This is a genomic window from Streptomyces sp. CB03238 (assembly GCF_002099185.1).
In the GTDB taxonomy this organism is placed as follows: domain Bacteria; phylum Actinomycetota; class Actinomycetes; order Streptomycetales; family Streptomycetaceae; genus Streptomyces.
Genome location: NZ_NBCN01000016.1, coordinates 123,321 through 138,560 on the forward strand (window position 1 = coordinate 123,321; position 15,240 = coordinate 138,560).

Here is a 15,240-nt window from a genome sequence, read left to right on the forward strand (position 1 = left end):
CCTGTCAACATCCCGTTCGGTATCCTCCGCGCCCCGGGCGCCGCCTCATCCCCGGGTGAGGCGTACGCACTCGGCGACCAGCTCGCGCAGGCTCCCGGTCCGCCGCAGCAGTTCCCGCTGCACCCGGGCGCCGTTGCCGGTCTTCAGCAGGGCGGCCAGGGCCTCCTGGGCGGGCACCACGTCACCGCTGTCCTCCAGCGCGTCCCTGACGTGCTCGAACAGCGCCCGCACCACCGCCTCCGCCGGCGCCGGCCGCATCGTCACCGGGTGGACGAGCTCGTCCTCCAGCCCGGACCGGGCCGCCCGCCAGGCGGCCAGCCGCAGCAGCGCCACACCGTGCCGGGCCGGCGGCTCACCGTCCCGCCACTGCCGCGCCGCCGTCTCCACCAGGCCGCGCACCAGCGTGGCCAGCAGCACCGTGGTGGACGGATCCAGACAGACGTCCGCCACCCGTATCTCGACCGTCGGGTACGTGTGGGACAGGCGGGCGTCGAAGTAGACCATCCCCTCGTCCCGCAGCACCCCGCTCGCCACCATGTCGGCGACCTGCTCGTGGTAGCGGTCGGCGGACCCGAAGATCTCCACCGGGCCGGCCGACGGCCAGCGCCCCCACACCCGGTTGCGGTAACTGGCGTACCCGCTCTCCTCACCCTGCCAGAACGGGGAGTTCGTGCTCATGGCCAGCAGCACCGGCAGCCAGGGCCGGATGCGGTCCAGAACCGCCACGCCCTCCTCGTCCGACTCCACCGACACGTGGACGTGACAGCCGCACGTCAGCTGCTCCTGAGCGGTGAGACCGAAGTGCTCCTTCAGCCACTGGTGGCGCTCACCGGTGCCGATGGTCGGGCTGACCGGGAGCGGTGAGGTCGCCAGCGCGGCGACCGACGCGTCCAGTCCCTCGGCGTGCCGCGCCGCCTCCGCCCGCCACCGCCGGATCTCGTCGCCCAGATCACCCATGACGGTCTGCGGGCGCGTGGCGAACTCCAGCTGCTGACGCTGCAGTTCGCTCTCGAACACCTCGTCGTTGCCCTGGGGGTCCAGGGCCGCGGCCGCCAGTACGGCCGTCGACAAGGCCCGCGGTTCCCCGGTCCGGCTGTCCACCAGGAGAAGTTCCTCCTCGACACCCACACTGCGCACCATCGTCCTGCCTCTCTACGGAATGACCGTCGTTTGCCCCCGATCCGGCCCCTCACGCATCGGCGCCCACCCCCGCCCACCTGGACAGGTGTGCGGGGACGCGCGGACGGGGCATACGGGCAGCACAAGATCATCCGCGTATGAGAGACGAGAAGGGAGCCCGCAGATGGCGATACCCGTCCGCAGGCCACGCATGGACCGTCCCGCCCGCCGAGCGGGCTTCAGCCTGCGCGAGACCACGCTGGGCTTCGGTCTGGTGGCCATCTTCCTGTGCGGTACGGGAGTGATGGCGCGGGCGGCCGTCGGTGACTCCGCCGACGTGCCCGCCGCCGCACTGGCCGTGGCGGGCACCCTGGCAGTGGCCCTGGCCCTGGTGCGCGCCGCCCGCCGGCGCCGCGCCCCGGCCGCCCCGCTCGCGGAGCCGGCCGTGTACGTGGACTACGCGGCCATGGACGCGGACGCCTTCGAACAGGCCGTCGCGGACCTCTGCGTACGGGACGGCTGCCTGGACGTCGAGGTCGTCGGCGGCGCGGGGGACCTGGGGGCGGACGTGCTGGCCACCGCGCCGGACGGCCGGCGCGTCGTCGTCCAGTGCAAGGCCTACGGACCGGACAACAAGGTGGGCTCCCAGGACGTGCAGCGCTTCGGCGGAACGTGCTTCGCCGTGCACGAGGCCCACGTCGCCGCCGTCGTGACCACCAGCGAGTTCACCGAGCCGGCTACGCAGTACGCCGCCCAGTGCGGCATCCTCTGCGTCGACCGCCAGGGCCTGGACGCCTGGACGGACGGCACCGGCCCGGCACCCTGGCTCCAGGCCGACACCTCAGCCGGCTGCGGGCCGCACCGCCGCTGACGCACCGGTTCCTGTGCGGCACCGCCGGACTCGGCCTGACGGAGCTACAGGTCGCCGATCCGGTACTCGGAGCGCGCCTTGTCCAGCAGGTCCTCGGCGGTGGCCTCGGCCGACTTCCCCGCCGGTACGTCGACGCCCAGGGTGAGACGCTCCTGCCGGGAGTTGATCACGACGAGCGTCTTGGACAGGCGGCGTGGTGTGCCTTCCCCTTCCCTGCTGTACGTGAGGGTGAGGACGGCGGCATCACGTCCCTGCTCGGTGGTGGACTGCACGGAGGCGACGGCGGCGGAGCCACCGGTCGGCGGGGTGGCCGTCTCGTACTCCTGCTTCCAGCGCTGCGCCGTCGCCATCGCGGTCTCGGTGGTCTTCTCCTTCTTGTCCACGAGCAGCGTCATGTCACCCTTGGGGGAGGTGTAGCGGGTGCCGGTGTAAGCGCCGTCCGAACTGTCGAGGTCGTCCGCCGTGGTGATGGTCCAGTCGGCCGGGGCGGCGACGGTGACCCGCATGCGGTACTCCTCGTAGCGCTTCCACCCGTCGGGCAGGTCGTCATCTCCGAACGGGAGGACCAGGGCGACGAGCAGGGCCACCACCAAGGCGGCGCCGGTGGCGAGCGGCAGCGGCCGCAGCAGCCGGCGCTTGAGGGAGCCGGGCCGCGCCGCCGACGGGCCGTCCTGTCCGGGCGGCGCGGCCGCTGAGGCCGAGGCTGAGGCGGACGGCCGGGGGAGAGGGGCGGCCGCGGATCGCAGCATCGGCAGCGCCGCCTGGGCGGTGAGCCGGCTCTCCGGCTCCTTGCGCAGCAGGCCGGTGACGACCGCGGTCAGTTCCGCGGAGTGCTGCGGCGGGGGCAGCTCGGCGAGGAGGATGGCCTGGAGGGTCGACGGCGTGGTCTGCCGGCGGAACGGCGACACACCCTCGACGGCCTGATAGAGCATCACCCCGAGCGACCACAGGTCGGACTCCGATCCCGGACGGCGCCCCAGCACCCGCTCGGGGGCGATGTACTCGGGCGAGCCGACGAAGCCCCCGGTCTCGGTGAGCTTCTGCTCGCCCTCCATCTGCGCGATGCCGAAGTCGGTGAGTACGACGCGGTCATGGCGGCCCACCATGACGTTGCCGGGCTTCACGTCACGGTGCAGCACACCGGCCTCGTGCGCCGCGGTCAGCGCACCGAGGACCGCGAGCCCGATCCGGGCGGCCTCCTGCGGGGACACGGTGCCCTCGTCCAGCACCTCGGCGAGGGACTTCCCGCGCAGCAGCTCCATCACGATCCACGGGCTGTCGCCCTCGGTCACCACGTCGTGGATGGCGACCACCGAGGGGTGATCGATGCGCGCGGCGGCGCGGGCCTCCCGCTGCATGCGCAGGTACGCGGTGTGGCGCTCCCCGGCGGTGAAGTGCTCCGGGACCCTGGGCTCCTTGATGGCCACATCGCGGTCGACCACCTCGTCGCGGGCCCGCCAGACGGTTCCCATCCCGCCGGACCCCAAGCGCTCCAGCAGCCGGTAGCGCCCGCCGACCAGCCGGCCCGCGCCGGCCTCCGGACCGGAAGCGCCCGCCTCACCGCCCCCTGGCGGGCGTTCCAGGTGCCCTTCCGGCTCCCGCGCCCCCGGGACCGGTGGCTGCAATGCGTAGCTCGTCGGCTCTTCCAGCCGTCCCCCGTCGTTGCTCATGCGCCCATCATGCACCGCCGGGTCACGGTACGGGGAATCACCGTTCGGCGGTGGTACTCGCCCCGTCGAGCGCTTCCCGGATGATGTCGGCGTGGCCGGCGTGCTGGGCGCTCTCCCGGATCAGGTGCAGCAGGATCCGGCGCACCGGCCAGTGGACCGTCTCCGGCGGTGACCACGGAGTCCTGGGCAGGGGCACGGTCCTGTCCATGTCCGGCAGGGCGCGCACAGCCTCTTCGGTCCCCTGTGCCGCGCCCGCGTACGACTCCCGGCGCGGCGCTTCACTCGGCGCCTCGCAGGTCCACGATCCGCCTGATCTTGCCCACCGACCGCTCCAGCGTCTCCGGGTCGACCACCTCCACCCCGACGGACACCCCGATCCCGTCCTTCACGGCCGCCGCGACCAGCCGCGCGGCCTCCGCGCGCACCTCGTGACCGGCGTCCGCCCGCGCCTCCGCGCGGACGGTGAGCGCGTCCAGCCGCCCCTCACGGGTCAGCCGCAGCTGGAAGTGCGGCGCGAGACCCGGCGTACGCAGCACGATCTCCTCGATCTGGGTGGGGAAGAGGTTCACGCCCCGCAGGATCACCATGTCGTCGCTGCGCCCCGTGACCCTCTCCATCCGCCGGAACGCCGGCCGCGCCGTCCCCGGCAGCAGCCGCGTCAGGTCACGCGTCCGGTACCGGACCACCGGCATGGCCTCCTTGGTGAGCGAGGTGAACACCAGCTCGCCCCGCTCGCCGTCCGGCAGCACCTCGCCCGTGAACGGGTCCACGACCTCCGGGTAGAAGTGGTCCTCCCAGACATGGAGCCCGTCCTTGGTCTCCACGCATTCCTGCGCGACGCCCGGGCCGATCACCTCCGACAGGCCGTATATGTCGACCGCGTCGATCGCGAACCGCTCCTCGATCTCCCGCCGCATCTCCTCCGTCCACGGCTCCGCACCGAAGATGCCCACCTTCAGGGAGGTGGAGCGCGGGTCGACGCCCTGCCGCTCGAACTCGTCCAGCAGCGTGAGCATGTACGACGGCGTCACCATGATGATCTCGGGCCGGAAGTCCTGGATCAGCTGCACCTGACGCGCCGTCATGCCACCGGAGGCCGGGACGACCGTGCAGCCGAGCCGTTCGGCGCCGTAGTGCGCCCCGAGCCCGCCGGTGAACAGTCCGTACCCGTACGCCACATGGACCATGTAGCCCGGCCGGCCCCCGGCCGCGCGGATCGAGCGCGCGACCACGTCCGCCCAGGTGTCCAGGTCGCGGTCCGTATACCCCACGACGGTGGGCCGGCCGGTCGTACCGCTGGACGCGTGGACCCGGCGTACCCGCGACTGGTCGACCGCGAACATCCCGAAGGGATAGTTGTCACGCAGATCCGCCTTCGCGGTGAACGGGAAGCGGGCCAGGTCGGCGAGCGTACGACAGTCCTCCGGGCGCAGCCCCGCCTTGTCGAAGGCCTGCCGGTAGAAGCCCACGTTCTCGTACGCCTGGCGCAACGTGGCCCGCAGCCGCTCCAGCTGGAGCGCCTGGAGCTCCGCGCGGCCGAGCCGTTCCCCCGCGTCGAGCACATCCGTCATCCGCCGTACTCCCGTCCTCACCCCATCACCGTCCCGACCGATCATTCGGTTGATTCATCGGGATGGCAAGGGGGCGGCCACATTTTCTCGTTGCGGGAGCGGACGGACGGCTGTGAGGATCGCGGCCATGCCGACCTTCAGCACGTACGACGGGACCCGACTCGCCTACCACCTACGAGGAGAGGGCGAACCGCTCATCTGCCTGGCCGGCGGCCCGATGCGTGCCTCCGCCTACCTCGGCGACCTGGGCGGCCTCGCCGCCCACCGCCGCCTGATCCTGCTGGACCCGCGCGGCACCGGCGACTCCGCCGAACCCGCCGACCCCGCCACGTACCGCTGCGGCCGGCAGGTCGCCGACGTCGAGGCGCTGCGCGAACACCTCGGCCTGGAACGGATCGACCTCCTCGGCCACTCGGCCTCCGGCACCCTCGCCGTGCTGTACGCGGCCGCGCACCCCGAGCGGATCGCCACGCTCACCGTGGTCACCGGCGGGACGCGCGCCGTCGGCATCCGGGCGAGCGAGCAGGACTGGCGCGACGCGACCGCCCTGCGGGCGGGGGAGCCCTGGTACGAGGCGGGGCGGGCCGCCTTCGAGGAGGTGTGGGCGGGCCGGGACATGGCGGAGGTGGTCGACCTGATCACGCCGTTCGTGTACGGACGCTGGGACGCGAACGCCCACGCGCACGCCGCGACCGCCGACGAGCAGATCAACTGGGCGGCCTCCGCCGCGTACTTCGCTGACGGCGCCCTGCCCGACCCGGCGGCGACCCGTGCCGCGCTCGCCGCCGTCACCGCGCCGGTGCTCGTGTACGCGGGCGAGTACGACGGCGGCCCGACGCCCGCCCGTGCCGCGGAGCTGGCCACGCTGTTCCCGCACGGCGAAGTGGCCGTGCAGCGCCGCGCGGGCCACTACCCGTGGGTGGACGACCCGGGCGCCTTCTCCCGCACCGTCGCCGCGTTCCTCGACCCCGCCGTACGGTCCCGCATCCCGTACCGCACCTAGGGCGAGGCGAGCCCGCCGCCCGCCGTCCTGGCCCACGGCCGCCGCGTGTACGCCGTCGACCAGTGCGGCCACGGCCTGAGCGACTGGCCCGGTCACTGCACCGTCGAACGGCTCCGCGACGACCCGCGCGCCCCCTTCGGGGCCCTCGGCCCGGCGGTCGTCCCCGACACGGACCCAGCCGAACGACCCGGCCCCGGCCTGGCGGGAACGGCTCACTCGCGGCCCTCCGTGACTTCGGCTGCTAGACCGCGATCACCAGCTCCGGCCGGTCCCACATCACCGTCGGCGGGTTGGCGATCACGGTGCCGACCCGCCGCGCGCCCACGCTGCGGTAGAAGCCCTCGGCGGGCGGGTGGGAGACGACCCGTACGGCCGTCACCCCGGCCGCCCGCGCCCGCTCCGACATATGGGTCATGAGCGTACGGCCGACACCGAGCCCCTGGGCGGTGTCGGCGACGAACATGAGGTCCAGCTCCGGCGGGGACAGGACGAGCGCGTAGAAACCGACCACCCGGCCGTCGTCGCCGACGGCGACATGGACCTCATGGGCGTCGATGTAGTCGGGCCCCACCCGGTAGCCCGCCACCATCGGCGCGTAGGGGCCTTCGTACGCGCGCGAATTCCGCACCAGAGCGGTCAGCCGCTTCGCGTCCCGGGCCGTCGCCCGCCTGATACGCACCGGCCACGCGCCCGGTCGGCCCGCGGTGCCGCGCCCTGTCATATGCGAACTCATGCAGAGAGTATTACCCGCCGACCCATCCCCCGGGGAAACGAGCAGGTCAGCGCGGATCGGCGTCCACCGCCGCCACCGACCGCGCCCAGCGGTAGTCCGCCTTGCCGCTGGGCGAGCGCTGGATCCGGTCGGTGATCACCAGCCGGCGGGGCACCTTGTACCCGGCCAGCCGGGTGCGGCAGTGGTCCTGGATGTCGTCCAGCGAGGGCCGCGCCGCGCCCGCGCGCAGCTGCACCACGGCCGCCACATGGTGGCCCCACCGGGGATCGGGCACGCCGGCGACCAGCGCGTCGTACACATCCGGATGGGACTTGAGCACCTGCTCGACCTCCTCCGGGTAGACCTTCTCGCCGCCCGTGTTGATGCACTGCGAGCCGCGCCCGAGGACGGTCACGATTCCGTCGTCGTCGACCGTCGCCATGTCGCCGAGCAGCACCCACCGCTCGTCACCGCGCCGGAAGAAGGTCTCGGCGGTCTTGGCGGGGTCGTTGTAGTACCCGAGCGGGACGTGGCCGCGCTGGGCGATGCGCCCGACCTCGCCCGGCGTCACCGGTTCGTACGTCGCCGGGTCGACCACCTGCGTACGGCCGTTGACCCGCAGCCTGAACCCCTTGTCGCTGCCCGAGTCCTCCGTCGCCGTGCCGTTGAAACCGGATTCGGAGGAACCGAAGTTGTTCAGCAGCATCACATGCGGGACCAGTGCCAGGAACTGCTCGCGCACCGTCTCCGACATGATCGCGCCCGACGACGACACGCTGAACAGCGACGACAGATCGACACCCTGCAGTGGGCCGCTCAGCGCGTCGATCAACGGTCGGAGCATCGCGTCCCCGACCAGTGACACACTGGTGACCTTCTCCTTCTCGATCGTCCGCAGCACCTCGTGGGGCACGAACTTGCGGTGCAGGACCACACGCTGGCCGAAGTTGAAGCCGATGAACGCGGTGAGCGTCGACGTGCCGTGCATCAGCGGGGGAGTGGGGAAGAAGGTGATCCCCTCGCCGCCCGCCGCGACCCGCTCGGCCAGCTCCTCGGGGGACTTCACCGGCTCCCCGGTCGGCGCGCCACCGCCGAGCCCGGAGAAGAACAGGTCCTCCTGGCGCCACATCACCCCCTTGGGCATACCGGTCGTGCCGCCCGTGTAGATGATGAACAGGTCGTCCCCCGAGCGCGGCCCGAACCCCCGCTCCGGGGAGCCGTCCGCCTCCGCGTCCGCGAACGCGAGCCCCGGCCCGCCCTCAGCAGCCGCCCCCACCCGCACCAGATGCCGAAGCCTCTCCGTCTTCGGCAGCGCGGCCGCGACCCGCCCCGTGAACTCCGCGTCGAAGACGAGCCCCGCCAGGTCCGCGTCCCGGTAGAGGTAGACCAGCTCCTCCTCCACGTACCGGTAGTTGACGTTCACCGGCACGAGCCGCGCCTTCAGGCAGCCGAGCACGGTCTGCAGGTACTCGACGCCGTTGTACAGGTGCAGCCCCACGTGCTCACCGGGCCGCAGCCCCGCACCCAGCAGGTGGTGGCCGACCCGGTTGGCGGCGGCGTCGAGCTCGGCGTACGTCAGCCGCCGCTCCGCCCCCGTACCGGGGTGGTCGACGTACACCAGCGCCTCTCGGTCCGGGACCACGTCCACGACCGACTCGAACAGGTCGGCAAGGTTGAACTCCACCGCTCCTCCTCCACTGGCTCGGCGGTCATTAGAGCGCCGCCGCGCACAAGTGGGAAGGGTCCCCGCAGAAGAATCTGACTGACTGTCAGAAAACTATTGAACTGGCACCCCCACTCCTGCAACCTGTTCTGGATCTGGAAACGGGAGGATGGCCATGAGCGGTACGGAACACCTCACCGTGCGGCGCGAGGGCGCCACACTGGTACTCACCCTGAACAGGCCGGAGGCGAGGAACGCGCTGTCCCTGCCCATGCTGGTAGGGCTGTACGACGGCTGGCTCGAGGCCGACGAGGACGACGCCATCCGCTCCATCGTGCTCACCGGAGCCGGTGGCGCCTTCTGTGCGGGCATGGACCTCAAGGCCCTCGCCGGGGACGGAATGGCCGGCCAGGAGCACCGGGAGCGGCTGAAGGCCGACCCCGACCTGCACTGGAAGGCGATGCTGCGCCACCACCGCCCCCGCAAGCCGGTCATCGCCGCCGTCGAAGGCCCGTGCGTGGCCGGCGGCACGGAGATCCTCCAGGGCACCGACATCCGGGTCGCCGCGGAATCCTCGACCTTCGGGCTCTTCGAGGTCCGCCGCGGCCTCTTCCCGATCGGCGGCTCCACGGTCCGCCTGCCGCGCCAGATCCCGCGCACCCACGCCCTGGAGATGCTCCTGACGGGCCGCCCCTACAGCGCCGCGGAAGCGGCCCGTATCGGCCTGGTCGGACACGTCGTACCCGACGGCACCGCCCTCGACAAGGCCCTGGCCCTCGCCGAACAGGTCAACGCCTGCGGCCCGCTCGCCGTCGAGGCGGTCAAGGCATCCGTGTACGAGACGGCCGAACTCACCGAAACCGACGGCCTGACCGCCGAACTCAAGCGCGGCTGGCCCATCTTCGACACCGCCGACGCCAAGGAAGGCGCCCGCGCCTTCACCGAGAAACGCGCCCCCGTCTACCGCCGCGCCTGAGAACGCCCTCGTGTCCACGGCCCGCACCCGGCACCCGGCCGGGGCGGGGCCGTACAGGGTCGTCCCCGCAGAGCTTGGGGGAGGCGCCGTAACGGCTCCCTATCCCGTACCCAAGGCCGCCGGCCTTGAGGAGACGAGCCCGGAGGGGGCCACGCCCCCCACTCACTGGAAGAAGCCCCCACCCACCGGCGGGAACCGCCCCGCCCGACCGGCAGCGGCTCCGGCTCCACCGGCCGGAGCCACCCCACGGCCGCAGCCACCCGCCCACCCGCGCCCCAGCGATCCGCGCCCGCCGCGCCGCGCCGCGCGCGGAGATCGGAGCACCGCCCATGACAGCCGCCCCCACACCCGAGGCGCTCCGCGCCCCGCTGGTCGTGGAGTTCCCCTTCACCCGCTCCCTCGGTCCCGTCCAGTCCGCCTTCCTCACCGGCCTGCGCGAACGCACCGTCCTCGGCGTACGCACCACCGACGGCAGGGTCCTCGTCCCGCCCGTCGAGTACGACCCGGTCACCGCCGAGGAGATACGTGACCTCGTCGAGGTCGCCCCCACCGGCACCGTCACCACCTGGGCCTGGAACCCGGAGCCCCGTCGCGGCCAGCCCCTGGACCACCCCTTCGCCTGGGTTCTGGTCAGGCTCGACGGCGCGGACACCGCCCTCCTGCACGCCCTGGACGCACCCGGCGGCCCCGACACCGTACGCACCGGAACGCGCGTCCGCGTCCGCTGGGCACCGCACCGAACGGGCGCCATCACCGACATCGCCTGCTTCGAACCGTACGACGGCGAACCGTGCAACGACGCCGACAACGCCAGTGGCCCCCAACCCCGGCCCCACACCGGCCAGTTCACCGACCCCGTCACCGGCATCGTCGCCCCCGCCCGCCTCGACTACACCTACTCGCCCGGCCGCGCCCAGACCGGCTACCTCCACGCCCTCGCCGACCGCCGCGCCGTCGGAGAGCGCTGCCCCTCCTGCCGCAAGGTGTACGTCCCGCCCCGCGGCGCCTGCCCGACGTGCGGCGTCGCCACCACCGAGCAGGTCGAGGTCGGCCCGCGCGGCACCGTCACCACGTACTGCATCGTCAACATCAAGGCCAAGAACCTTGACATCGAGGTGCCGTACGTCTACGCCCACATCGCCCTCGACGGCGCCGACCTCGCCCTGCACGGCCGTATCGGCGGCATCCCGTACGACCAGGTGCGCATGGGCCTGCGGGTCGAACCGGTCTGGACAGAGGGCAGCCGCTACCCCGACCACTACCGCCCCACCGGCGAACCGGACGCCGACTACGACACCTACAAGGAGCTCCTGTGACGCCACCGGCCAGGGAACCCGCCAGGGACATCGCGATCGTCGCCTTCGCCCAGACCGCGCACCGCCGCCGCACCGACGAGCTCTCCGAGGTCGAGATGCTCATGCCGGTCCTGCATCAGGTACTGGCCGACACCGGCCTGAAGACCGGCGACATCGGCTTCACCTGCTCCGGTTCCTCCGACTATCTCGCGGGTCGTGCCTTCTCCTTCACCATGGCCCTGGACGGCGTCGGTGCCTGGCCGCCCATTTCCGAGTCGCACGTGGAGATGGACGGCGCCTGGGCGCTGTACGAGGCGTGGGTGAAGCTGCTGACCGGCGAGGCCGACACCGCCCTCGTCTACGCGTACGGCAAGTCGTCCCCCGGCCCTCTCAGGGATGTGCTCACCCGCCAGCTCGACCCCTACTACCTCGCCCCCCTCTGGCCGGACTCCGTCTCCCTCGCCGCCCTCCAGGCCCAGGCGCTGATCGACGCGGGCGAGACCGACGAACCGCAGCTCGCCACCATCGCCGCCCGCAACCGGGCCGCAGCCACCGCCCACAACCCGCAGGCCCAGCTCAAGGGCCCCCGCCCGCAGGGCGACTACCTGGTCCGCCCCCTGCGCACCGGCGACTGCCCGCCCATCGGCGACGGTGCCGCCGCCGTCGTCCTCGCCGCCGGGGACAGGGCGCGCGAGCTGTGCGACCGGCCCGCCTGGATCCGCGGCATCGACCACCGCATCGAACCGCACGGCCTCGGCGTGCGGGACCTCACCGACTCGCCCTCCACCCGCCTCGCCGCCGAGCGCGCCGGTGCCTTCGACCGGCCCGTCGACACCGCCGAGCTGCACGCCCCGTTCACCTCCCAGGAGGTGATCCTGCGCAAGGTGCTCCAGCTCGACGACACGGTGGACATCAACCCCTCCGGTGGCCCCCTCGCTGCCAACCCCGTCATGGCGGCGGGCCTCATCCGGCTCGGGGAGGCCGCCGCCCGTATCCACCGGGGCACCTCCGACCGCGCCCTCGCCCACGCCACCTCCGGCCCCTGCCTCCAGCAGAACCTGGTCGCCGTCCTGGAAGGAGAGCCCCGTGCCGCATAAGGAGCCCGTGGCCGTCGTCGGCGTCGGCCAGACCAAGCACGTCGCCGCCCGCCGTGACGTCTCCCTCGCCGGACTCGTCAGGGAGGCCGCCCACCGTGCCCTGCTGGACGCCGAACTGACCTGGGCGGACATCGACGCCGTCGTCATCGGCAAGGCCCCCGACTTCTTCGAGGGCGTGATGATGCCGGAGCTGTATCTGGCCGACGCCCTGGGCGCGGTCGGCAAGCCGATGCTGCGCGTCCACACCGCCGGCTCGGTCGGCGGCTCCACCGCACTCGTCGCGGCCAACCTCGTTGCCGCACGGGTCCACTCCACCGTCCTCACTCTCGCCTTCGAAAAGCAGTCGGAGTCCAACGCCATGTGGGGCCTGTCGCTGCCCGTTCCGTTCCAGCAGCCGCTGCTCGCCGGCGCGGGCGGCTTCTTCGCCCCGCACGTGCGCGCCTACATGCGCCGCACCGGCGCACCGGACACGATCGGCTCCCTCGTCGCCTACAAGGACCGGCGCAACGCGCTGAAGAACCCGTACGCGCACCTCCACGAGCACGACATCACCCTGGAGAAGGTCCAGGCGTCCCCGATGCTCTGGGACCCCATCCGCTACTCCGAGACCTGCCCCTCCTCCGACGGCGCTTGCGCCCTCGTCCTCACCGACCGGGCCGGCGCGGCCCGTTCGCCGAGGCCACCGGCCTGGGTGCACGGTGGTGCCATGCGCAGCGAGCCGACGATGTTCGCGGGCAAGGACTTCGTCTCGCCGCAGGCCGGCAAGGACTGTGCGGCCGACGTCTACCGGCAGGCCCAGATCGCCGACCCGCGCCGGGAGATCGACGCGGTGGAGATGTACGTGCCGTTCTCCTGGTACGAGCCGATGTGGCTGGAGAACCTGGGCTTCGCCGCCGAGGGAGAGGGCTGGAAGCTCACCGAGTCGGGTGTGACCGAACTCGACGGCGATCTGCCCGTGAACCCCTCGGGCGGCGTCCTGTCCACCAACCCCATCGGTGCCTCCGGCATGATCCGATTCGCCGAGGCGGCGCTCCAGGTGCGCGGTCAGGCGGGGGAGCACCAGGTGCCCGGAGCCCGCCGCGCGCTGGGGCACGCCTACGGCGGCGGCGCCCAGTTCTTCTCCATGTGGCTGGTCGGTGCCGAACCACCGGCCTCCTGAACGCCGCAGAACCACCGTATGCCGGTCGCGCGCCGCGCCCTGTCCGTGACCGGCCCCGATGGCTAGTCTGAGCCCGGACGACGAACCGGGAGGAGCAGGCACGTGGCGGAGACCATCACCACCCAGCAGCAGCTCGCAGGCTGGGAGAAGCCGGACCTCGACCTCAGCAACGCGGACTGGCAATCGGGCAGTCAGGGGGCGGGCGACGTCCAGATCGCCTTCGTCGAGGGATTCATCGCGATGCGCAACGGCGGCCGTCCCGAGAGCCCGTCGCTGATCTTCACCCCCGCCGAGTGGCGCGCCTTCGTGCTCAATGCCAGGGAGGGGGAGTTCGACCTCACCTGACGGTGACTTCCCGGTCCACCTGCTGCCGGGCACGTGTGTCGGTGACGGCGAGTGCGAGTCCCGGCAGTATCAGCAGGGCCGTGACCCACAGCGGCATGGGGAACAGCGGCTCGTCGCCGGCCAGCATGTCGGCCGCCAGCGCGACCGGCAGGCCGACGACGGCCGCTACCAGCCAGCTCTTGGCCATCCCCAGCGAACCGCGCCGCAGCTCCACGGTCACCGTGACCGCCGCGACGGCCCCGATCAGAGCGAGGCGGCCGACGGTGACAGGAAGCGTGGTGGTCCGCCACAGCAGGTGGGAGACCAGCATCAGCACCCCGACCACGAACGGCACTATGGCCGCGATCCGCGCCGCCCTCCGGCGCAGTGGCTGCCGGGCCCGCGCCCAGGACGCGGCGAACGCCGTGACGTCGTCGCCGACCACGGCCTGCGGTCCGCGCCCCGCCGCCGCGGCGTCCTCCAGGTGTGCGGACAGCTCGGCGAGCATCTCGCGCACGGAGGCGTTGTCGATGCCGCGGTACTCCCAGTTGGCGCGGCAGACCGCCAATACCCGCTCGTTGGTCATGGTGTCGTTTCCCCCGTCTTTTCGTTGTCGGTCAGGACCCGGCCGGCCTGCGTGGTGAACTCCCCCCAGACGGCCCGGCCACGGGTCAGCTCGGCCCGGCCGGCTTCGGTCAGCCGGTAGTACTTGCGCGGTGCCCCGCCGCTCGACGACGCGGCGCGGTACGACTCGACCAGCTCCGCCCGCTCCATCCGCGCGAGCAAGGGATAAATACTGCCTTCGCTGACGAGCTCCAGCCCGCTCTCGGCGAGAGCCTCCACGAACTCATAGCCGTACCGGGGCCGTTGGGCGATCAGCGACAGCAGACACAGGTCGAGCACTCCGCGCAGAAGCTGACTGCGCCGCTGGTCACCGGTCGCCGGAAGCTCCTTTGTCATGCGGTACATGATAGTCACGCACTCTCATGCCGCGCAAGACACTTGCGCCGTACGATAATGGCCGACCGACGCGCTTCCGTTGGCCGCATGGCCGTACACCCGCTCGCGCTGGACCTCGCCCTCACCATCCGTCACGACGGCCAGGGCGGCGTGGCCGACGATCTCGAGCGCCCGGACGGACTCGGCCGCTGGGTCCGGGAACTCGCGGACGCCTTGGCTGCCGTACCCGTCGCCGTGCCGGTCGCCGGCGCGGGCACCTTCTCCTTCGACTTCGCCGCCGACTCCGTCCCCGGCCACGACACCCTCGCGGCCGTACGCGACCTCCGCGCCGCCGTGCGCGCCCTGTTCGCCCGCGCCGTGCGGGGCGACCCCAGCCCCGCCGACGCCCGGCACCTGCTGCCCGTCGACACCGCGCTGCGGCGGCTCAACGAGGCCGCGGCCGCCGCCCCCGCCGTACCCCACCCGACCTGGACCGACGAAGCCGGCCCTGTGGCCGTCCGGCGTCCCGTCCGGCCGGTCTCCGCCCGGGACGCGCTGGGCGCCGCCCTGGCCCACGACGCCATCGCCTTCCTCGCCGGACCGGACCGCACCCGGCTGCGGGCCTGCCACGCCCCGCGCTGCGTGCGGTACTTCCTCAAGGAGCATCCGCGCCAGGAGTGGTGCAAGCCCTCCTGCGGCAACCGCGCCCGCGTCGCCCGCCACCACGACCGCCACCGTGCCTGACGGCCAACCGTGCCTGACGGCCCACCGTGCTGGACGGCCACCGTGCCTGAGGGCCCACCGTGCCTGACGGCGCATGCCCGGCCCAGGGGGCCTAGGG

The 15,240-nt window shown here is 72.6% G+C and carries 15 protein-coding genes and 1 pseudogene; 8 read left to right on the plus strand and 8 right to left on the minus strand.

The features are described 5' to 3' along the window. Positions 1-45: 45 nt before the first annotated feature. Positions 46-1,140 carry a glutamate--cysteine ligase gene (locus tag BKD26_RS27020; protein WP_179166721.1) on the minus strand — a complete coding sequence of 365 codons (1,095 nt, stop codon included), beginning with the start codon at positions 1,138-1,140 and terminating at the stop codon, positions 46-48. A 163-nt stretch (positions 1,141-1,303) separates the two neighbouring features. On the opposite strand from BKD26_RS27020, the gene BKD26_RS27025 reads away from it, so the two are divergent. Further along, positions 1,304-1,990, plus strand: coding sequence for a restriction endonuclease (locus BKD26_RS27025; protein ID WP_084903196.1), 687 nt, complete (start codon positions 1,304-1,306; stop codon positions 1,988-1,990). Between the two features lie 44 nt (positions 1,991-2,034). Here the strand turns inward: BKD26_RS27025 and BKD26_RS27030 are convergent, their stop codons facing one another. From BKD26_RS27030 to paaK, 3 genes and pseudogenes are all read right to left on the minus strand, one after another. Next, complete coding sequence (locus BKD26_RS27030; RefSeq protein ID WP_084903198.1) at positions 2,035-3,660, minus strand: serine/threonine-protein kinase; 1,626 nt, start codon at positions 3,658-3,660, stop codon at positions 2,035-2,037. A 37-nt stretch (positions 3,661-3,697) separates the two neighbouring features. Beyond that, positions 3,698-3,916, minus strand: a pseudogene (locus tag BKD26_RS27035) (DUF664 domain-containing protein); the annotation flags it as partial. Between the two features lie 22 nt (positions 3,917-3,938). After that, positions 3,939-5,231, minus strand: a complete 1,293-nt coding sequence (paaK, locus tag BKD26_RS27040) for a phenylacetate--CoA ligase PaaK (protein ID WP_084903204.1) — start codon at positions 5,229-5,231, stop codon at positions 3,939-3,941. 127 nt (positions 5,232-5,358) lie between these two features. Between paaK and BKD26_RS27045 the strand changes: the two genes are divergently transcribed. Further along, entirely contained in the window at positions 5,359-6,234 is an 876-nt protein-coding gene (locus tag BKD26_RS27045) for an alpha/beta hydrolase (protein ID WP_084903207.1), read from the plus strand. Positions 6,235-6,475: 241 nt separating this feature from the next. Here the strand turns inward: BKD26_RS27045 and BKD26_RS27050 are convergent, their stop codons facing one another. Next, on the minus strand, positions 6,476-6,967 hold the full coding sequence (locus tag BKD26_RS27050) for a GNAT family N-acetyltransferase (protein ID WP_084903210.1): 492 nt from the start codon (positions 6,965-6,967) through the stop codon (positions 6,476-6,478). Positions 6,968-7,013: 46 nt separating this feature from the next. Then, positions 7,014-8,630 carry an acyl-CoA synthetase gene (locus BKD26_RS27055; RefSeq protein WP_084903212.1) on the minus strand — a complete coding sequence of 539 codons (1,617 nt, stop codon included), beginning with the start codon at positions 8,628-8,630 and terminating at the stop codon, positions 7,014-7,016. A gap of 154 nt (positions 8,631-8,784) precedes the next feature. On the opposite strand from BKD26_RS27055, the gene BKD26_RS27060 reads away from it, so the two are divergent. The 5 genes from BKD26_RS27060 to BKD26_RS27080 all read left to right on the plus strand — a co-directional run bounded on the left by BKD26_RS27060 (position 8,785) and on the right by BKD26_RS27080 (position 13,481). Further along, complete coding sequence (locus BKD26_RS27060; RefSeq protein WP_084903351.1) at positions 8,785-9,585, plus strand: crotonase/enoyl-CoA hydratase family protein; 801 nt, start codon at positions 8,785-8,787, stop codon at positions 9,583-9,585. Between the two features lie 329 nt (positions 9,586-9,914). Continuing rightward, positions 9,915-10,901: an OB-fold nucleic acid binding domain-containing protein gene (locus BKD26_RS27065; protein ID WP_084903215.1), complete on the plus strand. Its 987-nt coding sequence runs from the start codon at positions 9,915-9,917 to the stop codon at positions 10,899-10,901. Then, positions 10,898-11,977, plus strand: a complete 1,080-nt coding sequence (locus BKD26_RS27070; protein ID WP_084903218.1) for a thiolase domain-containing protein — start codon at positions 10,898-10,900, stop codon at positions 11,975-11,977. The genes BKD26_RS27065 and BKD26_RS27070 overlap by 4 nt, the downstream gene beginning before the upstream one ends. Beyond that, positions 11,967-13,136, plus strand: a complete 1,170-nt coding sequence (locus BKD26_RS27075) for a thiolase domain-containing protein (RefSeq protein WP_084903220.1) — start codon at positions 11,967-11,969, stop codon at positions 13,134-13,136. The genes BKD26_RS27070 and BKD26_RS27075 overlap by 11 nt, the downstream gene beginning before the upstream one ends. A gap of 102 nt (positions 13,137-13,238) precedes the next feature. Beyond that, complete coding sequence (locus tag BKD26_RS27080) at positions 13,239-13,481, plus strand: DUF397 domain-containing protein (protein ID WP_084903223.1); 243 nt, start codon at positions 13,239-13,241, stop codon at positions 13,479-13,481. On the opposite strand, the gene BKD26_RS27085 is transcribed toward BKD26_RS27080, so the two are convergent. Together BKD26_RS27085 and BKD26_RS27090 are read right to left on the minus strand one after the other, a co-directional pair. After that, the gene (locus BKD26_RS27085) at positions 13,474-14,046 is read right to left on the minus strand and encodes a hypothetical protein (RefSeq protein ID WP_084903225.1); all 573 of its coding nucleotides are present in this window, start codon (positions 14,044-14,046) and stop codon (positions 13,474-13,476) included. The genes BKD26_RS27080 and BKD26_RS27085 overlap by 8 nt on opposite strands. Then, a complete protein-coding gene (locus tag BKD26_RS27090; protein WP_084903354.1) occupies positions 14,043-14,420 on the minus strand; it encodes a PadR family transcriptional regulator in 378 nt (125 codons plus the stop codon). The genes BKD26_RS27085 and BKD26_RS27090 overlap by 4 nt, the downstream gene beginning before the upstream one ends. Before the next feature lie 87 nt (positions 14,421-14,507). On the opposite strand from BKD26_RS27090, the gene BKD26_RS27095 reads away from it, so the two are divergent. Then, the gene (locus BKD26_RS27095) at positions 14,508-15,143 is read left to right on the plus strand and encodes an ABATE domain-containing protein (RefSeq protein ID WP_084903228.1); all 636 of its coding nucleotides are present in this window, start codon (positions 14,508-14,510) and stop codon (positions 15,141-15,143) included. Positions 15,144-15,240: the final 97 nt, after the last annotated feature.